Below are 19931 nucleotides of genomic sequence, written 5' to 3' on the forward strand. Positions count from 1 at the left end.
AATAAAGCCAGGTCACTACCTTAACCCCTCGGCGGCAAAACCGAAGAGTCGAGGAGTTGTGCCAGGGTATCGCCCGTGGGCAGATCACGCGGCTCGAAGAGGTAGCCGTCCTGCACGTAATAGAATGCCGCACGAAGCTTGTCGACGCCATGAATGCGCCGCCAGGCCTCCGCGTACACCGCAAGCTGGATCTCCGCCGAGCGCATCGCGGCGCCCCGCGGCGGGCGGCCCGTCTTCCAGTCGATGATGAACCAGGTGCCATCGGGCTCCCGGAACACGGCGTCCATGCGCCCGCGCACCACGGCGTCCCCAATGGTGATCTCGAAGGGCGCCTCGACGTACTGCGGGGTGCGCTGCGCCCACGGGGAATCAAGGAAGGCCTGCTTGAGGGCGGCGAGATCCTCACCGGGCTCCTCCCCCATGCCGGGCAGCTCGTCCTCACTGAGCAGGGCCGGGGCGCCAAAGCGCTCCTCCAGCCAGGCGTGGAAGGCGGTCCCGCGCTTGGCGTAGGCGTTGGGCTTGAAGGGAACCGGGCGGCGCTGGCGGCGAGCGAACTGCACGGGGTCTGCGGAAAGAGCCACCATGTCGGAGGCCGTGAGCTCGCTGGGCAGCTCTACCTCCACCACCGGCGACTGCAAGGCGGTGTACTCCTCAATGAGAGCGCTGGCCTCGCGCTCCCACACCTCGAAGGTCTCCCCGGCGCGGTGCGCGGGCAGCTCTTCCAGCGCGGCGAGGACCTCCTCGGCGGCCGCGACGGCGCGCGGTGCGGCCTGAAGCGAGGGAAAGAGCGCTTCCTTGGGCGCGGTGGCAGAGCCCTCGGCCGGTTCGACGGGGTTCTCGGGGACCTCCCAGTGCACCACGAGCTCCGGGTGGCGCTGCGCAAGCAGCTCCAGGTAGCGATAGGGCCCCTTCTTGGCTTTGCCCGAGGACTTGTTGGTGCCGGAGCCAGTAATCGTCAGCGTGGACTCGGTGCGCGTCATGGCCACGTAGAACAGGCGGGCGGCCTCCTCCGCCTGGTGTTCACGGTCCGCGGCCAGGAAGGTCTCGCAGGCCTTGCCGAACTCCGAGCGCTTGGTGGCATCCGGCGGCAGCTCGATGGTGTCCTCCTCCCCCGGCACCTTCTCAATCTTGGTGAGGAAGGTCTCCGCCTGGGCCTTGTAGCTCACCGAATCCGCGTGCACCACGCACACGTGCTCCCATTCCAGGCCCTTGGACTTGTGCACCGTCATGATCTGCACGCGGTTTGTGGCCGCGGGCACCTCGCCCGGGGTGAGCCCGGATTCCTCGTCTCGGGCCAGCTGCAGATAGTCCAGGAAGGAATAGAGGGAATCGCCGTGGAAGCCGGCCACCAGGTCCGCGAAGGCATCGAGGTGCGTGGCTCCCCCGGGCCTTCCGGTGGCGAGCACCTCGGTGCGGATGGTGAAGAGCGCTTCGATGTCCGCGAAGATATCACTCATGGATTTGCCCAGCGAGTAGGTGCGCAGGTGACGCAGCTTGGCCGCGACCTCCTCCATGCGGGCCAGGCCCTCGGGGGTGTAGCGCTCGCGCTCGCCGAGGTCCGCGAGGGCGTCGGCAAGCCCCAGCACCTGGTCCGGGCTGTCCTGGGTGAGCTGCTCCAGCTGGGCGCGCAGGTGTTCCATGGGATCGCCTCCCTCCCAGCGCACGCGCCCCTCTCGCGCCCCGGCTAAGTTGCGCTGACGGGCGTGCAGGGCCTGGATATCGGCCAGGCCGATGCCGCACATGGGGCCGGTGAGCACACGCAGCGCGGCGTTGGTGTCCTGCGGGCGCACGAGGATGGTGGCCACCGCGATGAGATCCTGAACCTCGGGCTGCCACAGCAGGCCGCCCACGCCCACGATCTCGTTGGGCACCCCGGCGGCGTCAAGCGCCGCGGCGATGAGCGGGGCCTGGCGGTTGGTGCGCACCAGCACGGCGGCGCTGAACTCCTCGCCCTCCGGGGTGGCGTCATAGAGCGCGCGCAGGCGCTCGGCCACGAAGGCACGCTCCTCGTCCTCGGAGGCAAAGTAGGCCAGCTGCACATCCCCGCCCGGGGCGCCGGCGCGCGGTGAGAGCTCGTCGACGGGCCGCGGGCCGGGGTTGGCGGAAAAGACGTCGGCGGCCACGTCATTGGCCAGCGCCAGCGCGGTGACGGGGTTGCGCCAGGAGGTGGTGAGCTGATCCTTCGGGGCATCGGTGCCGTCCTCCTGGGGGAAGTCCTCCACGAAGGCCGCGAGGTTTTCCGCGGTGGCACCGCGCCAACCGTAGATGGCCTGCATGGGATCCCCCACCGCGGTTACCGAGAGCCCTTGGCGCTGGCCGCCGAAGAGGCTGCGCAGCAGGATGCGCTGGGCGTGGGAGGTGTCCTGATACTCGTCGAGCATGACCACCGTGTAGCGCGAGCTCTGCTGCCGGCCCAGCAGCGGGAACTTCTGCGCCAGGGTGGCGGCGATGGACATCTGCTCACCAAAGGTGATGACCCCCAGCTCCGCCTGGCGCTGCTTGAGTGCCTCCACCAACGGCAGGTACTCCAGGCGCAGGCGTTGGGTGTCCAGATAGCCCTGCACCTTCTGGCTGAACTCCGGGCCGTTCTTGCGGGTCTTGTCCAGGTCTTGCGCAGTCGCGCGGAAGATGTGCTCGTGCTCGCGCAGGCCAGCGGTATCCATAAGCGCGCTGTCCAGGGCCTCCGCCAGGGCAAGGACGGTCTTGGTCACCGTGGCCACGGAGTGCTTGGCGGAGAGCTCCCCGCCGACGTTGTGCACCACCTCGTGCGCGATGGCGTAGCGCTCTGCCTCGGTGATGATGCGTGCGCTGGGCTCGACCGGCATGAGCAGGCCGTACTCGCGCACGAGCTCGCCGGCATAGGAGTCATAGGTGGAGACCACCGGGGCGATGTTCTCCACGGCCTCCGCCGCCGGGGAGCCCGGTTGCAGGATCCCGGATTCGCGCAGCGCGGTGAGCTGGCGGCGGATGCGCTGCTCCAACTGCTGGGCGGCCTTGCGGGTAAAGGTCAGTCCCAGCACCTGCTCTGGGCGCACGTGCCCGTTGGCCACCAGGGAGACCACGCGCGAGGCCATGGTCTCGGTCTTGCCCGCACCCGCGCCGGCCACCACCAGCTTGGGCCCGAAGGGGCCGTCGATGACCACGGCCTGCTCCGCGGTGGGCGGGAACTTCTTTCCTAGCGCCCGCGCCAGGGCCTCCGGGCTGTGGTGAGTGCCGTGTGCCGCGCGCTCTCCTGCTTCATTACTCAGCATCAGTGACCTGACCTCCTTCATTCTTCACCGGGCAAATACTGCGGATGGCGCAGCGCTGGCACGTGGGGTTCTCCCGCGCGCTGACGCGGGGACCGCGCATTTCTTCCACGAGTGCGGGCAGCTGGGCGGCGAACTCCGCCAGTTCCTCGGGCGGGATGGCCGCCTGCTCGCGCGTGGTGATGGAGGCGGAATCCTTGGCCGGATAGACCAGCACCCCGCCGCCGCGCGGCAGGCCCTCACCGGTGCGCACGGCCACGGGCTCCATCCCGGCTCCGCGCACCAGCTGGCCGTGGGCCAGCGCAAGCTGATAGGTCATAAGCTGCGGGTTCGCCTGGGCTTCGGCCCGGCTGGGTGCGCTGGATCCGGTTTTGAGATCCACCACCACGTAGTCCTGCCCGGCGCGCGCAAGGCGGTCAATGTAGCCGCCGATGCTCACCCCCGGGGCCACTTCCACGGTGACGGGGACTTCCACTCCTTCCAGCTCAAGGGCCGAGGCAGACTGCTGCGCCCAGAGATAGGTGCGGTCCAGCAGAGTGTGGAAGGATTCCATGTCCGTATCCCGCTTCCACTGCGGGGAGTCCAGGATGCCCTCGTAGGCCCGTGCCACGAGCTCATGGGCCTGCGCCGGATCTGCCCCGCGCCCCAGGGCTTCGAGGAAGGCGTGCGCCATCGTGCCGCGCAGCAGAGCCAGCGGCGTGGATTCTTCCTCCGCGAGGTTGCCCAGCACGGCGTTGAGCGGGCAGTTGAGCAGGGCCTCCACGCGGGAGGGAGAGACCCGCCCGGAACCGTGCAGTTCCACGTTGCCGGCCACCGAGCGTGCCGCCCACCACTGCTGCGGGTGAGCGCCGGGCACACCGGCCTCGGCCAGGCGGGCCAGCTGGCGCGCCGCCTGGGAGCGCTCTGCCTCTCCAGTTTCGGGGTCGGTGAGCACGCGGCGCAGGGCCGCCACGAAGGAAGGCACCGAGAGCACGGAGACCTCGAGTGGATCGAGCTCAGCGTCCTCGCCCGTGCCGCTGCCTGCGCGCAGCGCGACTGGCGCCACCCCGGCCGCCTCCGGCAGGTCCAGGCCGAGCTCGCGGGGCAGGTGCTGCCGGGCCAGCCTGCGGCCGGCTTCCGCCCGGGCGAAGGCTCCGGGCACGTCTACCCTGCCGGCGGAGAGGAACTCGGAGACAAACCGCGAGGGCTCCTCCACCCTGTCCCCGTCAGGGCAATCCACCGAGACGATGAGCAGGCGGTGGCGGTGGCGAGTGGTGGCCACGTGGAAGAGGCGGCGCTCCTCCGCCAGGCGGGAGGCCACGTGGGAGACCGGGGTGCCCGGCGCGATGCCGCGGTCGAGCAAATCCACGAGATCTTCCTGCCCAAAGAGCGAGCCGGTCTCCCCCAGCGAGGGCCAAGTCCCCTCCTGCGCACCGGCCACGATGACGGTGTCCCACTCGCGGCCCACCGCACCGTGGGCGGTGAGGATCTCCACCGCCTGCGGCACGGCGGCGCGGCGGTCACGCACGCCCGTGGGCAGCTCCTGTTCCAGGATGTGGCGCAGGAAGGCCTCCAGCGAGGCTCCGGGCCGGCGCTCGGCGTGGTCACCGGCGGCGTCAAACAGCGCCATCATGGCGTCCAAGTCGCGGTCTGCCTGCGAGCCGGTGGCACCGCCGCGCAGGGCGGCTGCCTGCAGGCGAGCATCCAGGCCGGTGGCCTGCCACACTTCCCACAGCACCTCCTCCACCGAGCCACCTGCGCGCAGCGCCTGCCGGCCGGCCTCCAGCACACCACGGATGCGCTGGACGATGCCCTCCTCGCGCTCCGTGAGCAGCCCTTCAAAGTCCGGCAGATCGCCACCGAGTACGTCACGCAGGGAATCGATGCCGCGGCTGTGTGGGCGCCAGCGGCGCAGGCCGCGGATGAGCCGGCGCAGAGTAACGGGATCAGCGCCGCCCACCGGCCCGGTGATGAGCTCTTCTAATTCGGCGTTGCTCAGCTCCTCCTGCAGGGCGCGCAGCGCCAGCAGCACGGCCTTGACCAGACGCTGTTCCGCCAAGACGACGTCCGTGGGGTTGATGTGCACCGGCACGCCCGCAGACAGCAGTGCCCGGCGCAGCGGACCGATATCCCCTGTGGAGCGCACGATGACGGCGATCTCGCGCCAGTCCACGCCCTCTTCCAAGTGGCGGCGGCGCACGGTGTCCGCCACGACGTCGCGCAACAGTCCGCGCGAGTCCACCACGCTCACACAGGCCGGGGCGGGCCGACGCTGCGGTGCCTCCAAGCGCAGCTCGTGCTCTGCCGGGAAGTCACTGAGGAAGCGCGAATCCGCGCCGCGGAAGGCAAAGACCGCCTGATCCGGGTCCCCGCCCACCACACACAGGCGCGCGGAGCGCGAAAGCTCCTCGATGAGCCGGCCGGACATCGGATCCAGCAGCTGGGCGTCATCGACGATGATGGTGTGCCACGGGTGGTTGTGCACCAGTTCCGGGCGCATAAGCACCTGACTGACCAATTCCGCGGCTGAGAGCGAGTGGGAACCCGCCAGCAGCTGGGTGCGCTCGTATTCGCGCAGGAACTCCCCGGCCGCGGCCCACATGGGCCGGTGGTGCGTGCGCCCCAGCTCCTCCAGATCCCCTGGCCCCAGCCCACGTTCGATGGCGCGCAGCAGGAGATCACGCAGCTGCCGGGCAAAACCCACGTAGGTCAGCGCGGGGCGGATCTCCTCCGGCCAGCTCCCGCGGCCGTCTTCGGCCTGGCCCTCCAGCAACTCGCGAATCACGGCGTCCTGCTCCGCGCCGGTGATCAGACGCAGCTCCTCGTCCACGCCCTGGCGCAGCAGCGCAAAGGCTAAGGAGTGCACCGAGCGCACCATGGAGGCTTGGGCGGCAAAGTCAGCGAGGCGCTCCGCCAGCTCCCGGCGCAGCAGCGAGCCGGATTCCTTCGAGGGGGCCACCACCAGGATCCCGCCGGCCTCGGCGCCGGTGGCGAGGGTGTTCAAGACGACGTCGACAAGCAAGCTCGACACCCCCGCCCCGGCGGTACCGAGCACCCGCCAGCGACCCTGACGCGGCAGATCGAAATCCCACGTGCGCGCGGTGGCGCGGTGGGTGCGCGGAATGAGGCGCACCTCCGGGGAGGGCGGAAGGACTACTCCTGCGCGGGCTGTGGACTGCGGATTGTAACTCACGCAGACAGTGTCTCAGACGCCCTGGACACCATCATCTCCTCCACCCGTTCAATGTTCGAACGCGTCGTGGATTGGGACTGCGGGTGCAGGTTATTGACATAGCGGCGGTAGGCTGCCGCGCGCAAAAGCAGCTGGTCGATGCCCGGCACGTGGGCAAATCGCGCGCAGATTCCGTCGTCCACGGCCCCGGCGATGAGGCCGTCCACCATGACCAACGCGGCGGTCCACCCGGCCGGGCGCGGCACGCAGGAGGGCACGAGGTCCACGATGGCCGGCGGGTTGGCGCCGGAAAACAGGGTGGTGCCCAGCAGATCCATGTGGGCGGTGACCAGCGGGCGCCCGGCCAGCGCACGCATATCGTAGGCCTCGCCGTCCTCTTCCCAAGCGGCGTTCTCAGCGCGGGCGAAGACATCGCTGCGTTGTCCGCCCGCCGGCAACGGCGCGGAGCTCATCGCAGTGTCCAGGCGCAGGGCAAGCTGCACGGCCTCGTCGATGCGCCCGCGCACCTGGCCGGGAATGAACTGGGTGGCTTTCCAGCCCGCCGCGGTATAGCGCCCGTCGGAGGCCAGCACCGGCCGGGCCACGCGCGCGCCCGGCACCGCGAGCTTCTCCCGCACCCGCGCCGACCACGCCGTCCACGCGTTAGCGTGCGCGTAGACGGTATCCCCCACCTTGATGCCGTTATCCCAGGCAGGCCCCATGGCCTCGCCGCTGGCCCCACGCGTGGTGGTCTCAGCGTGAAAGGCGGAAAGGACGGGTTCGGGCGGTAGCATCATCGCAGGCCTCCTACCTGAAAATCTTCCTTCGAACGAGAGCAGAGCTAAAGCAAAACTAAAGCGAGAGTGGCGCTAAAGCGAGAGCGGACCCTAGCTGGCTAAAACCTGCCTTAGCCCACGGCCTCCGGGTTGTGCGGATCCCGGCTGGCCGGGGTGGGATAGGGCCACGGGTTGGGCTCACATGTCACATCCTCCTCAGGATAAACCTCCTCCGGCTCCTTCGCGTGCAGCTCAGCGTTGTTGAGGCTCAGCGTCTGCTGCATCATCACCGGTGCGAGCTTGCCCTGCCCGCCGCAGGACTGATGCGCGGCGTAGCCGATGGCGTGACCAAACTCGTGGTTGATGAGGTACTGGCGGTAATTGCCCACGTCGCCCTCAAAAGGCACGGCGCCGCGCACCCAGCGCGACTCGTTGAGCACCGTCACCGATTCCCCGGTGATGGTGGTGTGGCAGGAGGTCTCCGTTTCCAGGCTCACCCCGCACAGCTCCGCGGTGGTGCCCAGGGAGGTCAAGCGGATACGTGTATCGGGCTCCTCGCTGGCCTTGACGTGGATGAATTCAAACTCGCCCTGCGCGGTCCAGCCGCGGGGATCCGCCAGGGTTGCGTCCACCAGGGTGGCCACGGCGGCATCACCCCCGTAGGCGCTGGTGTCGATGCCGTCCTCGATTTCCACCGAGTAGCGCACGGTCTTCTCCCCGCCCTTGCCCACGTGGGCGCCGGCGGGGCCGGCGTCGCGGTAGGTCTTCTTGCCTTGCTCGGTGAACTCCCCGCCCATGGGCAACTCGTCCTTGGCCTGGGCCACGGCGCTGGCCTGGGCGGGATCGGGGCCCAGCGGGGCCTCGGTGGAGGTCGGCGCGCCGGTGTCCTGGCCCTGTGCTTCCTGGCTGGACTCCTCGCCGCGCGGGGTGGTGGCGATGTCCACGATGAGCCAGATGGTGAGCACCACCATGACCGGGATCGCCACAACGCGCCACCACCCGTATTCATGCGCAAAGCGGACCAGCGCGGAAGGCTGATCCGGAGTGTGATGCGCGGGGCGGTGGCGTTGCGGCGGGTAGCCCGTGGGGTTTTCCATGACCCATAAGGCTACCCTTTGGGGCTAGTTAAGCCTCAATTTCAGCCCTCATGTCACGTGTCTCACGGCACGCCCCAGGTTCTGATGCGCCTCGTGGTGCGACTAGTGGCCGGCGAAGCCCACGGTGTGGGTCTTGACCGCGCCAATTTCCACGTAGACCACGCGCTCGGTGCGCACGATGTACTTGCGGCCCTTGGTGTCCTCCAGCTCGAGGGTGGAGTTATCAGCCAGCGCAGAGTTGATCTTCGCGGCGAGCTCCTCCTGGGTGCCCTCAGCGCTAATGACCAGCTCGCGGGCGGTGTCAGCGAAACCAAACTTGATGTCCATACTGTGCTCCTAATCCGTTGATGTAGGTCTTTTCGGTTCTCGCGGGGTGAGGTCTCCCCCGGGGATTTTCCTCTAATGGCCCCACTATAGTCACGCCCGCTACTATCAAGATGTGTCTGCCTCTCAATCTTCACGAGGTGGCCTGCATCAGGGCGCCTCTGCTTCATCGGTTCCAAGTTTGTCGGTTCCAAGTTCGTTGGCTCCCGAAACCTCCGCGTCCCCCACCTTCGTGGGGCTCGGCGTCGCCGTTGAGATTTGCGAAGCCCTCGCCGCCCGCGGCATCACCCATACCTTCGCCATCCAGGAGCTCACCCTGCCCATCGCCTTGGGCGGCCAGGACGTCATCGGCCAAGCGCGCACTGGCATGGGCAAGACCTACGGATTCGGCGTGCCGGTGCTGGATCGCGTCTTCGATGACGCGGACATCGAGGAGCTCGACGGCACCCCCCGCGCACTGATCGTGGTGCCCACCCGCGAGCTGGCAGTGCAGGTCACCGAGGACTTGCAGGTTGCCGCCGCGAAGCTGCCAGTACGCGTCCACGCGCTCTACGGCGGACGCCCCTACGAGGAGCAGATTGCGCAGCTGAAGAAGGGCATCGACGTCGTCGTGGGCACGCCGGGCCGCCTGCTGGATCTGGCCCAGCAGGGCCACCTGCACCTGGAGCACGTGGCCATTTTGGTGCTCGATGAGGCCGACGAAATGCTAGACCTGGGCTTCTTGCCGGACATCGAGAAGATCCTCGCTCTGCTGCGCGGCAACCCGCACCAGACCATGCTCTTCTCCGCCACCATGCCCGGGCCCATCCTGACGCTGGCGCGCACCTTCATGAACAAGCCTGTGCACATCCGCGCCGAATCCGCCGATTCCAGCCAGACGCATTCCTCCACACAGAAGATCACTTTCCAGGCCCACCGCATGGACAAGATCGCCATTCTTGCCCGCGCACTGCAAGCCCGTGGGCGTGGGCGCACCATCATCTTCGCGCGCACCAAACGCTCGGCCGCCGAGGTAGCTGAGGAACTGGCTCGCCGCGGATTCCACGTCGGCGCAGTGCACGGTGACCTGGGCCAGGCCGCCCGTGAGAAATCTCTCCGCGCCTTCCGCGAGGGAGACGTGGACATCCTGGTGGCCACCGATGTAGCCGCCCGCGGCATCGACGTCGATGACGTCACCCACGTGTTCAACTACCAGGTCCCGGATGATCCCATGACCTTTGTCCACCGCATCGGCCGCACCGGGCGGGCCGGGCACACCGGCACCGCGGTGACGCTGGTGGGCTACGACGAGCTTGCCAAGTGGAAGGTCATCAACGACGAGCTCCAGCTTGAGCAGCCAGAACCACCGCAGTGGTTCAGCACCTCACCGGAGCTGGCGGAGGCGCTGGATTTTCCCGAGCGCATTGAGGAATCCGTGGGTCCGGCGACTAAGGTGGTCGGAGCAACGCGCATGCGGGAGAAGTCCCCCACGCGCACCACGACCACCCGTTCCCGCCGCACTAGGAGCCGCCGCCGATGACCAAGACTCCCCGCCTTCGGGCCACCGCGAGAGACTGGCAGATCACCGGCGCCATCAGCGCGGTGTGCCTCATCGCGGTGGGGGGAGCCTTCGCCACCGCCAACATCCGCCAAGCCGAGCTCGTCCCGGCTGCCTCGCCGGCCGCCGACGAGGTAAAGATCCTCGCCCAGCCACCCGTGCGCCTGACTGAGGCCTACTCCTTTGAGAACCAGCGGGTCCCTGGCCAGTACCGCGCGGTCTCCGCGAAGGGCCTGCTCATCACCCATGAGGGCGATACCATCACCGCGCGCGATACCGCGGGCGAGGAGCTGTGGCACTACACCCGCACCGACGCCGAACTCTGCTCCCTGGGCACAGCCTGGGACAAGGTGGTGGCCACCTACCGCACCGGCGTGGGCTGCGGCGACGTGGTAGCAATTTCCGCGGCCACCGGCCAGTACTCCGATACCCGCAGTGCGGGAAGCTCGGAGGAGGTCGCGCCGCTGAGTTCCAATGATCGGGTGGGCACCGTCTCCGCCCAGCGCGTGGAGCTGTGGCGCTCTGACATGGTGCGCACCGTCGAGTACGGCGACGTGGAAGCCAAGCAGGAGCCGGACATGCAGCCCAACGAGGACTGCACCATCAACTCGGCGATGACCCGCACGGAGAACCTCGCGGTCACGGAGTCCTGCCCGGCGGATTCCGAGGTCACGTGGCTGCGCCTCATGCAGACCACGCCCGAGGATTCGCGCAAGCCCGAAGTAGACGCCAACGTCAGCGTGCCTAACGGCGGCGCGCGCTTGGTCGCGGTGGGCCAGCAGTCCGCGGCCGTCTACATTCCGGGTGAGACCCCCCGCATCGAGGCCTACGATAACGACGGCATCAAGATCTCCAGCTCCGAGGTTCAGCCCTCCCCCGCTGTGCGCGACGCCGCCTCCCCCTTCGTCGCGGCCACCGCCGACCTCCCCCACCACATGTCTTGGTTCGACGGCGAGCGCCTCTACCTCTTCAACCCCTCAAACCTCAAGGTAGAGCATTCGCTTGACGACGCCCTCGGTACCGGCATCGCGCTCGGCGATAGGCTGCTTGTGCCCGTGGCGGAGGGCATCGCGGTGGTTGATTGGTCCACGGGTGATACCGAGCGGGTCATCCCCGTGGATCGCGGTTCCTATTCCGGCCCCGTCTACCTCACTGTGGCCGGCACCACGCTGGTGGAGCAGCGCGGCGATACCGCGGTGGGCCTGCGCGCTGATTAGAAGTGGCTTTCTGCCCACTGCGCCGTGGCGGGCACGAACATGAGCAGGTAGAGCGCGGCCACCGCGCTGGCCAGGGTCACCGCACCAAGGATGGGCGAGCCGCCGCTAAACATCTGGAAGGAGCTGGCGGCCAGGATGAACTCCACGAGCACCACTGCGCCGCGCCCCCAGCGCTTGCCCTTAACAAAGGACCACGCGCCGAGGATGACAAAGCCAAAGACGATAAAGATGAAGATCGCCGTGCCCAGGCCCACGAAGTTGGAAGCGCCAGACTCGGAGACCATCGACTCGTTCTCAGCGCCCATCAGCTCGCGGACGATGAGGAAGATGCCGAAGATGATGACGGCCACGGACTGCACCACAGCAATGCCCGCTGCCGCGAGAACCGAACGCGGGGCGCGGGACTGGCCGCTGCCAGCCTGGCCGCCGCGGTTCTTGGGGGTGGCGGCCGCTGCGGCCGCGCGCTTTTTACCGGAGGAGTTCGTGCTATTCACGCCGGTCAGTTTACCTAGCCCCCAGTGCAACACCCAGCAGCGGCCGGGCAGCGGGGCCAATGGGGGCACTAGGATTGTTGAAGGATTTGACGGGATCCAGGTCACCGCACTCACGTCATTTTTTACTACCCTGCAGGTCAGAGAGTTTCTCACAGGCAACTAGCAGCACCGCCCCGAAGGAAAATCTCAGCCCACGTCGAAACCTACGTGTGAGTTTGAACACTTTTTGCACTGTAACCCTAGCGGGAAGTGAGTAAACATGCCATGATTCTCAGGTAGCACAAACAAAGAGCCGTTAACACGGTTCTTAACTCGGAGCAAACTTCGAGTTAACTCAAAGTAAACCATGGCGGCGTCGACGCTGGCCCGACCTCGAGACCGGGCCCCACTGACCGCAGACCAGTTTGCTTCACCTTTTCACCACGTGTTGTGACTCACCTCGTGAGCCGCAGCCTTTCACTCTGCTGTCTTAAATTTGTTAGGAGATTTCAATCATGGATTGGCGCCACGAAGCTGTATGCCGCGACGAGGACCCGGAGCTCTTCTTCCCCGTCGGTAACTCCGGCCCCGCACTCACCCAGATCGCAAAGGCCAAGCTGGTCTGCAACCGCTGCCCCGTTGCTTCCTCCTGCCTCAAGTGGGCTCTCGAGTCCGGCCAGGATGCCGGCGTGTGGGGCGGTATGTCCGAGGAAGAGCGTCGCGCTCTCAAGCGTCGCCGCAACCGCGGCCGCGGCCGCGCCCGTGTGACTGCTTAATCACACCCATACCCCAATTTCATTACCGGCATCCCTTGCCGCTACAGTTGAATAAGTTCATTCACCCTCAACAAAGGAGTACGCGATGAGCAAGCGTGGTCGTAAGCGCAAGGATCGCCGTAAGAAGTCCGCTAACCACGGCAAGCGTCCTAACGCATAACGTCAGCATGAAGGCCCGTTTCCACTTCAGGAAACGGGCCTTCACTATTTCTCACCCGGGTTTTTAACCCGAGTCTTACTCAGAGTGCCACGGTGCCACGCCGATTGTCGTGTCGCGCTGATTGTCACGCTCATGGGCGTCCACTCAGCTCCAGGAAATCTCCGTGCGGGTGATCTCAATTGTGATGCGCTGGCGCAAAGACTGCGGGGCCTTCTGCCCTGAGCAACACTTGCGCACCATGGCGCGCACCACCTCTTCGCTTTCCAGGCGGGCCTGACAGCCATCGCACTGCGCGATGTGCTCGCGGATCTCCAGTGCGCGTGCGTAACTGGTGGCGTCATCCAACAGCTCGCACAGCAACGCCTCCACCTCGGGAGAGTTGCACGCACCGCAGTTACATCCCGTTGCGCGTTCCATTACTTCTCCTCCATATCCGGGTGGTCGAGTCCAATGCCGTGTTCGCGTGCTACGTCCTTCAACGCGGCGCGCAGCAATTTTCTTCCACGGTGCAACCGGCTCATCACCGTTCCCAGCGGAGTGCCCATCACCTCCGCGATCTCCTTGTAGGCCAATCCCACGACGTCCGCGTAGTAGACCACCATGCGGTAATCCTCCGGCAGATCGTTCATCGCATCAGAAATCGCCGAGTCCGGCATTTGCTTGAGCGCGGCCACCTCCGCCGACTCCAAGCCCGTCGAGTCATGGCCCGCGGTGGTGTAGAGCTGAAAGTCACTGAGCTCATCCGCCGAGGACTCCACCGGGCGGCGCTGCGCCTTGCGGTAGGAGTTGATGTACGTGTTGGTCATGATGCGGTACAACCACGCCTTGAGGTTGGTGCCCTGTTTGAAGGAACCGAAGTTGCTGTACGCCTTGAGGTAGGTCTCCTGGATGAGGTCCTCGGCGTCCTGGGCGTTGCGGGTCAGCCGCATCGCACCGCCGTAGAGCTGATCCAGCAGCGGCAATGCCTGCTCCTCAAAAAGGCGCTGCTGCTCCGCCTGCGAGGTCGCGCTCGTCGTATCTGTGGCCATGCGTTCCATCCTAGCGCCTTGCTCCCACCCTTCCGCCTGGCGCCTACCTCCTGCGGACTAGGCTTGGCAAACATGGCAAAGAAAGCTCCCAAGGCCGCTACCCCAGCGCTGAAGATCCTGGAAGAGGCAGGCATCGAGCACCGTGTGTCCACCTTCGACGGCGGGCATGATCACTTTGGCGATACCGCCGTGGCCGCACTCGGCGTCGACGCCGACCGCATCTTCAAGACCCTCGTCATCGATCTCAGCGCCGGGGTGGGGCCCAAGCGCCAGCTCGCCGTGTGCGTTCTGCCGGTCAGCCACCAGCTCAGCCTGAAGAAGGCCGCCGCTGCCCTCGGCGTGTCCAAGGCCACGATGGCCGCGCCTGCTGATGCCTCCCGCTCCTCCGGCTACATCCCCGGCGGCATCTCCCCACTGGGGCACAAGAACGTGCTGCCCACCGCCGTCGATGAGACCGCGCTGTGCTGGGACACCATCTTCTTCTCCGGCGGCAAGCGCGGACTGGACATCGAGATGCGCGCGGAGGACCTCCAGCAGGTGCTCGATCTCAACTTCGTCGATCTGCTCGCGCTCTAGTTCCTCAGCCCACGAGCACAGTACTAGAACAAGCCCTCACTAGAACAAGCCCTCTGGCTCCGCGGGCTCAATGAGCTCCGGGTAGTCGTTGCGCACGTTGCCCACCGCGGGATCCGCCGGCACCCAGTGGAAGCCGCGCACGGAACTCGGCTCGGTGAGGGCCTCCCCCGCCAGCCAGGGCGCAATCTCCTCCTGGGTGAGGAACTTGGGCAGCCTGTGGTGCAGCCAGGCCATCTCTTCGGTGGCGGCGGTGGTCAGCATCGTCGCCGAGAGCCTGTCCGCGCCGGTATCCCACAGGCCTGCGGCCCACAGCATGCCCTCCGGCCCGGTGACGTAGTAGGGCTGCTTCGTGGGCTTGCCTCCCTCCTCGGGCTCCTGGGCATGCCACTCGTAGTAGCCGTCCAGCGGGATCACGCAGCGGTTGCGCGCAAAGGCAGTGCGGAAGGAAGGCTTGGTGGCCACGGTCTCCGCGCGGGCGTTGAACAGCGGTGGGCCGTCGAGATTCTTCTTCCAGTGCGGCAGCAAGCCCCAGCGCGCCGGCTCCACCCGCGCTATCGCCTCCTGCACGCGCACGATGGCAATCGGCTGAGTGGGCGCGATGTTGTAGCGCGCCGGCGGCAGGCCCTCCGGGGTCTGTACCTCCTCGATGTCCTCCCAGCCGGCGACCTCCTGCGCAAGGGACTCGCTGAACAAAACAAATCTTCCGCACATGCCCCTTATTATGGACTACATGTCTGAATTCTGGAGTGCTCCGCTGGCGCGCGGCCCGCTGTCCTGGACCCAGCGCGTGCCGGGCTCAAAGTCGATCACCAACCGCGCCTACATCCTCGCCGCGCTGGCTGACTCGCCCTCGACCCTCCACCGCCCACTGCTCTCCCGCGATACCCAGCTCATGGAGGCCGCGCTGAGCACCATGGGTGTCACCTTCACCCACTCCGGGCAGGGCACCGAGGATGCCTCTGTGCACATCGTGCCCGGGCCGTTGAGCGGCGCCGAGGTGGATTGCGGCCTGGCCGGCACCGTCATGCGCTTCTTGCCGCCGCTGGCCGCGCTGGCCAGCGGCCCGGTGCACTTCGACGGCGACGCTCACGCCCGCACCCGCCCCATGGCCCCGCTGCTGGGCGCGCTGCGTGATCTCGGCGTCGAGATCGCCACCCACGGCGAGGGCGAGGGCCTGCCCTTCACCGTCTCCTCCACCGGAGTGCCCACCGGCGGCACGGTCACCGTGGACGCCTCCGGCTCCTCCCAATTCGTCTCCGGCCTGCTGCTTTCGGCAGCGCGCTACCGCGAGGGCATGACCGTGGTGCACCGCGGCGGGCCGCTGCCCTCAATGCCGCACATCGAGATGACCTGTGAGATGCTGCGCGATGCGGGGGTACGGGTGGACGTCGCCAAGCACGGCGATTCCTGGACCGTGCACCCCGGCCCCATTGCCGGGCGCGACTGGCACATCGAGCCGGATCTCTCCAACGCCACGCCGTTTCTGGCCGCCGCGGCCGTCGCCGGTGGCACGGTGAGCATCCCGGATTGGCCGGAGCACACCACCCAGCCTGGCGATGCCTTCCGCGAGCTCCTCACCCGCTTCGGCGCCACCGTGCGGCGCGAGGGCACCACGCTGCACGTGACCGGACCCGCCGAGGGCCGCCTGCACGGGCTCACCGCCGACATGAGCGATATCGGCGAGCTCACCCCCACCGTTGCCGCGCTGTGCGCGCTGGCGGAGTCCCCCTCGCGCCTGACAGGCATTGCGCACCTGCGCGGGCACGAGACCGACCGGCTTGCCGCCCTGGCCAGGGAGATCAACGCGCTGGGCGGTGAGGTCACCGAGCTTGACGACGGTCTCTCCATCACCCCCGCCCCACTGCACGGCGGTGAATGGCACTCCTACGCCGATCACCGCATGGCCACCGCCGGCGCCATTATCGGCCTGCGCGTGCCCGGCGTTGAGGTCGAGGACATCGGGACCACCGCGAAGACCCTGCCCGGCTTTGCCGGAATGTGGGAGGCGATGATTCGTGGCTAGGAGCGCGCGTTCCTATGACGAATCAGACGTGCGCATCCGCCCGGGCAAGGGCTCGCGGCCGCGCACGAAGGACCGTCCCAAGCACAAGGACGCAAAGTTCGGCATGGTGGTCACCAAAGACCGCGGACGCTGGGGCGTTGCGCTTGACGATGGCCCCCTCGTCACCGCCATGCGCGCCCGCGAGATGGGCCGCACCGCGGTTGAGGTCGGAGACCGCGTCGGGGTGGTCGGCGATACTTCGGGGCGCAAGGATACCTTGGCGCGCATCGTAAAACTTGAGGAGCGCACCTCCGTGCTGCGGCGCACCGCGGACGATACCGATCCTTATGAGCGCATCGTGGTGGCGAACGCGGATCAGATGCTCATCGTCACCGCCGTGGCCGATCCGCCACCGCGCGCCGGCTTTGTGGAGCGCGCCCTCATCGCCGCCTTTGTGGGCAACGTGCACCCAATTCTCTGCCTGACTAAGACGGATCTCACGGATCCGACTCCCTTTGCTGAGGAGTTCGCTGACCTGGATGTCTCCGTGGTATACGCCGGGGTGGATGACACCCTCGACTCCGTGCGCGCGGCCATCGACGGCCATGTCACCGCGCTCATCGGCCACTCCGGTGTGGGTAAGTCCACGCTGGTCAACCGGCTCGTTCCGGACGCCGACCGGGAAACCGGCGAAGTCTCCGCCGTGGGCAAGGGCCGGCACACCTCCACGCAGTCGGTGGCCCTGCGGCTGCCACCCGAGGATTTCTCCCACGGCGGCTGGATCATCGATACCCCCGGCATTCGCTCCTTCGGCCTCGCCCATGTGGAGGCCGATACCATCCTGAGCGTGTTCAGCGATCTCGCCGAGGCCATCGACTACTGCCCGCGCGGGTGCACCCACGCGGGCCCGCCGGCGGATCCCGAGTGCGGCCTAGACCTCCACATCGAGGAGGGCACTGCCACCGCCCGCCGCCGCGACGCCGTGCGCAAGCTGCTCGCGGCGCTGCGCACCAACGTGGACTGGGAGCAGTAGGCCTCGCTCCACAGCCCACAATCTCCCAGCTTCACAATCCCACCCCAAACGCGGCCTCCGAAGGCCTCTCATTACAGTCTCTCGATGGCTGCCTTCCGGGATGATTCCCGGAGAGCTTTTGAGAGCTAGCCCAGCTTGGGCAGGTAGTCCCCAAAAGCCTGGTAGGCAGCGATGCCCAGGCCAACGATGCCGAAGATAACGGCGAAGATGACGCCCGGTACACCCTGCGAAGAGCCCTCGACGATGCTCAGCCAGGGGGTCGTCGGCTTCTGTGCGCCGTTGTTCTCGGAGCTGCCGCCAGTGTTGCCGGAGTTGTCGGAATCTCCGGAGTTTCCGCCGGTAGCACCGTTGTTGTCAGCGTCGCCGTTATTGTTGGAATTGCCGGAGTCGCCGGTTTCAGCAGTTGCGGTGGCAGCCGGGGCATCCTGCGCCAGGGCGGCCGGGGCGCTCAGCCCGCCCAGGGCCACGGCACCGGCAACGGACAGCGCGATGAGACGCGAACGGATCATTGTGTTCTCCTTCGGGGTACGGATAGGGAAAAGAAACGCAGGCCCTGAGCCTAGAGCAGATCCACCAGGAAGGGCAGCTCCGTGGGGTCGTAGAAAGCCATGAAGTTGTCTAGGGCGTCGCCCACGGCGAGCTCGGCGTCCTCGTCGCCGAGGTCGGCGTGGTCGATGATCTCGATGGCACGGGCCGTCGCCGGCTCGGACTCCTCGATGTCGACGTGGATGGCCTGCAGGTTGTCCTTGGTAATCACGGCCGGATCCAGCTTGACCACGGGCTCGCCCATGTCCGGCTGCGGGGTGACCACGGAGTCATCGACGTCCACGGAGATCACCACGCGGCGGTGTGGGAAACGGTCTTCATCGCCGATAGCCAGCAGGCGCAGCGAAGCCATCGAGGCCTCAAGGAAGGCAGAGTAGGCAATCTCTTCTTCGTCGCCCTCGGTGTAGAACTCGCGCAGCGCCGGGGTGACACTAAAGCCCCATCCGGAGCGGGCAGCGAGCTGGCCGGTCTCCTCCAGCTCGGCGAGCATGGCGAAGGTCGCGGGCAGGTAGACGCGTACGTCCGCCACTTAGAACTCACCCTCGATGTCGAAGACGGCCTGGACCTCCACGCTGGTGCGGTCAAAGACCGTGTAGAGCATGCCGACCATACCGTTTTCCACGGCGGCGCGCACATTGAGGATGTTGTCATCCACCATGACGCAGTCGTTAATGGGCAGCTCGAGGGCGTCGGCAGCCGCCTGGAAGGCCGCGCGCTCCGGCTTTTCGGCACCGACCTCACCGGAGAGCACGACGGCGTCAACAATGCCGCGGTACTCCCACTCACGGATGTGCTCAGCGCCGGGGCCGCCCGGATCGTTGGACAAGATGGCGGTTGCGACTCCATTTGCCTTGGCTGCCGCGAACAGCTCGCGCCAGCGCTTGACGTCTTCCTCGGTGCCATCGAGGACACCGACGAAATCGACAATGAGACCACGCATGTAAACGTCCTTCACGTTGAGGCTAGTTTTATCGTCCGAAAGTATAGCGAACTCCCCGGCACCGCGCGGCCACCGGCTGGGCCATGGCACAATGGCAGGCGCGTCCGTCTCCCCGTTCTGCCCCACGCCAGAGCACGGAGATTCATCATGTACGTCCCCATACCCGGGATGAGCCACCTGAAACTGTACGTCGCCCCCGACCGAGTCCACTACGGTCACCAGCCCAGCGCCGCCGACCGCGCCGCGCGGGAGGAAATCCGGGGGCTGGTCATCATTGCCTTGGAAGTCGCCGCCGGTATGCGCCCGGTGCGGCACGTCGAACGCCAGCGATTTCCCCCGGAACTGCCCATGCACCTGCGGGTATGGAGCGAATCGCTCACCCAACAGCCCGCCACGGGCGCGTTCTTGGAGCGCTACCCCATGGAGCTGACCAGCCTGCACGCCCGCGCCAACGGCGAGTTCTTCGGCAGTGCCTGCCTCGATGGGCGCCAGCACGCCTTCACTGGCATGGCGCGCGCCGGCAGGCTGCGCTCCTTCCGCATGCTCAGCGCCTAAGGACGCGGCCCCGAGCTGCTACCAGAGCCCGAGCTGCTACCAGAGCGAGCCCAGCTGGATAAGGACAGTGTTCCAGTCCACCGCGGCCAGCACAGCGGGCAAAGCACCCAGCCCAGCGAGCGCGCCGCCGAACAGCCAGCCCAGCGACAGCGCCTCGGTGCCGGTGTGCTCATCGGCGTCTGGGGCTAAACCTGCCTCACCGGCGATGCCCTGCTTGTCGACGCTGTGCTGCGCGGTGCCCTGCTTGTCGGTACTGTCCTGAGCTGGGGATGCGGGGGACTGCTTCGGCGCGAAGCCCTCGGCGGTGCAGTGGCGCAGCGGGGCGCCGGTGTCCTCGCCGGCCGCGGCCGAGGCGTCCTCGCAGCGCGGGGCGTAATCGTGCTCGTCAGCCCACGCCGGCGCACCAGCGCCCAGCAGCGTGGCCGAGAGGAAGGCACTGAGCCCCAGGCGCAAGGAGCTGCGGCGCGGCGTATCCGTGTGGCGGTGCATCGC

The 19931-nt window shown here is 67.2% G+C and carries 20 protein-coding genes; 7 read left to right on the top strand and 13 right to left on the bottom strand.

The window, feature by feature from the left end; all coding sequences use genetic code 11:
• Positions 1–20: 20 nt before the first annotated feature.
• The 5 genes from Q4E25_RS05505 to Q4E25_RS05525 form a co-directional block, all read right to left on the bottom strand.
• Positions 21–3251, bottom strand: a complete 3231-nt coding sequence (locus Q4E25_RS05505) for an ATP-dependent helicase (protein WP_303154901.1) — start codon at positions 3249–3251, stop codon at positions 21–23.
• A complete protein-coding gene (locus tag Q4E25_RS05510; RefSeq protein WP_303154904.1) occupies positions 3241–6420 on the bottom strand; it encodes an ATP-dependent DNA helicase in 3180 nt (1059 codons plus the stop codon). The genes Q4E25_RS05505 and Q4E25_RS05510 overlap by 11 nt, the downstream gene beginning before the upstream one ends.
• Complete coding sequence (locus Q4E25_RS05515; RefSeq protein WP_303154907.1) at positions 6417–7196, bottom strand: hypothetical protein; 780 nt, start codon at positions 7194–7196, stop codon at positions 6417–6419. Before Q4E25_RS05515 ends, Q4E25_RS05510 begins: the two co-directional genes overlap by 4 nt.
• Positions 7197–7306: 110 nt before the next feature.
• Positions 7307–8272 (bottom strand): DUF3152 domain-containing protein, encoded by a 966-nt coding sequence (locus tag Q4E25_RS05520; RefSeq protein WP_303154909.1) that lies wholly within the window; start codon positions 8270–8272, stop codon positions 7307–7309.
• A gap of 102 nt (positions 8273–8374) precedes the next feature.
• Positions 8375–8599 carry a DUF3107 domain-containing protein gene (locus Q4E25_RS05525; RefSeq protein ID WP_303154912.1) on the bottom strand — a complete coding sequence of 75 codons (225 nt, stop codon included), beginning with the start codon at positions 8597–8599 and terminating at the stop codon, positions 8375–8377.
• A 196-nt stretch (positions 8600–8795) separates the two neighbouring features.
• Here Q4E25_RS05525 and Q4E25_RS05530 point away from each other — a divergent pair, with 196 nt between their 5' ends.
• Positions 8796–10115, top strand: a complete 1320-nt coding sequence (locus Q4E25_RS05530; protein ID WP_303154915.1) for a DEAD/DEAH box helicase — start codon at positions 8796–8798, stop codon at positions 10113–10115.
• Positions 10112–11350, top strand: coding sequence for a hypothetical protein (locus tag Q4E25_RS05535; RefSeq protein WP_303154917.1), 1239 nt, complete (start codon positions 10112–10114; stop codon positions 11348–11350). Before Q4E25_RS05530 ends, Q4E25_RS05535 begins: the two co-directional genes overlap by 4 nt.
• On the opposite strand, the gene Q4E25_RS05540 is transcribed toward Q4E25_RS05535, so the two are convergent.
• On the bottom strand, positions 11347–11844 hold the full coding sequence (locus Q4E25_RS05540; RefSeq protein ID WP_303154918.1) for a hypothetical protein: 498 nt from the start codon (positions 11842–11844) through the stop codon (positions 11347–11349). The two genes, Q4E25_RS05535 and Q4E25_RS05540, sit on opposite strands and share 4 nt — an antisense overlap.
• Positions 11845–12338: 494 nt before the next feature.
• On the opposite strand from Q4E25_RS05540, the gene Q4E25_RS05545 reads away from it, so the two are divergent.
• The gene (locus Q4E25_RS05545) at positions 12339–12599 is read left to right on the top strand and encodes a WhiB family transcriptional regulator (RefSeq protein WP_303154921.1); all 261 of its coding nucleotides are present in this window, start codon (positions 12339–12341) and stop codon (positions 12597–12599) included.
• Between the two features lie 304 nt (positions 12600–12903).
• On the opposite strand, the gene rsrA is transcribed toward Q4E25_RS05545, so the two are convergent.
• Positions 12904–13176, bottom strand: coding sequence for a mycothiol system anti-sigma-R factor (gene rsrA / locus Q4E25_RS05550; protein WP_303154923.1), 273 nt, complete (start codon positions 13174–13176; stop codon positions 12904–12906).
• Entirely contained in the window at positions 13176–13787 is a 612-nt protein-coding gene (locus Q4E25_RS05555) for a sigma-70 family RNA polymerase sigma factor (protein ID WP_303154926.1), read from the bottom strand. Before Q4E25_RS05555 ends, rsrA begins: the two co-directional genes overlap by 1 nt.
• A 72-nt stretch (positions 13788–13859) precedes the next feature.
• Between Q4E25_RS05555 and ybaK the strand changes: the two genes are divergently transcribed.
• Positions 13860–14363: a Cys-tRNA(Pro) deacylase gene (gene ybaK / locus Q4E25_RS05560; protein WP_303154928.1), complete on the top strand. Its 504-nt coding sequence runs from the start codon at positions 13860–13862 to the stop codon at positions 14361–14363.
• Between the two features lie 39 nt (positions 14364–14402).
• On the opposite strand, the gene Q4E25_RS05565 is transcribed toward ybaK, so the two are convergent.
• Entirely contained in the window at positions 14403–15074 is a 672-nt protein-coding gene (locus Q4E25_RS05565) for an SOS response-associated peptidase (RefSeq protein ID WP_303154930.1), read from the bottom strand.
• On the opposite strand from Q4E25_RS05565, the gene aroA reads away from it, so the two are divergent.
• Positions 15073–16386, top strand: a complete 1314-nt coding sequence (gene aroA / locus Q4E25_RS05570; protein ID WP_303154933.1) for a 3-phosphoshikimate 1-carboxyvinyltransferase — start codon at positions 15073–15075, stop codon at positions 16384–16386. The genes Q4E25_RS05565 and aroA overlap by 2 nt on opposite strands.
• A complete protein-coding gene (rsgA, locus tag Q4E25_RS05575) occupies positions 16379–17398 on the top strand; it encodes a ribosome small subunit-dependent GTPase A (RefSeq protein ID WP_303154936.1) in 1020 nt (339 codons plus the stop codon). The genes aroA and rsgA overlap by 8 nt, the downstream gene beginning before the upstream one ends.
• A 125-nt stretch (positions 17399–17523) precedes the next feature.
• On the opposite strand, the gene Q4E25_RS05580 is transcribed toward rsgA, so the two are convergent.
• The 3 genes from Q4E25_RS05580 to Q4E25_RS05590 are packed head-to-tail and all read right to left on the bottom strand — an operon-like array spanning position 17524 to position 18884.
• Positions 17524–17907 carry a hypothetical protein gene (locus Q4E25_RS05580; protein ID WP_303154939.1) on the bottom strand — a complete coding sequence of 128 codons (384 nt, stop codon included), beginning with the start codon at positions 17905–17907 and terminating at the stop codon, positions 17524–17526.
• Positions 17908–17957: 50 nt separating this feature from the next.
• Positions 17958–18434 (bottom strand): hypothetical protein, encoded by a 477-nt coding sequence (locus tag Q4E25_RS05585; protein WP_303155017.1) that lies wholly within the window; start codon positions 18432–18434, stop codon positions 17958–17960.
• 39 nt (positions 18435–18473) lie between these two features.
• A complete protein-coding gene (locus Q4E25_RS05590; protein WP_303154942.1) occupies positions 18474–18884 on the bottom strand; it encodes an HAD-IA family hydrolase in 411 nt (136 codons plus the stop codon).
• 168 nt (positions 18885–19052) lie between these two features.
• Between Q4E25_RS05590 and Q4E25_RS05595 the strand changes: the two genes are divergently transcribed.
• Positions 19053–19439, top strand: a complete 387-nt coding sequence (locus tag Q4E25_RS05595; RefSeq protein WP_303154945.1) for a hypothetical protein — start codon at positions 19053–19055, stop codon at positions 19437–19439.
• Between the two features lie 36 nt (positions 19440–19475).
• Here Q4E25_RS05595 and Q4E25_RS05600 read toward each other — a convergent pair whose 3' ends face one another.
• Entirely contained in the window at positions 19476–19928 is a 453-nt protein-coding gene (locus Q4E25_RS05600; protein WP_303154948.1) for a hypothetical protein, read from the bottom strand.
• Positions 19929–19931: the final 3 nt, after the last annotated feature.

The sequence above is a fragment of the Corynebacterium sp. genome, from assembly GCF_030532325.1.
Lineage (GTDB): Bacteria > Actinomycetota > Actinomycetes > Mycobacteriales > Mycobacteriaceae > Corynebacterium.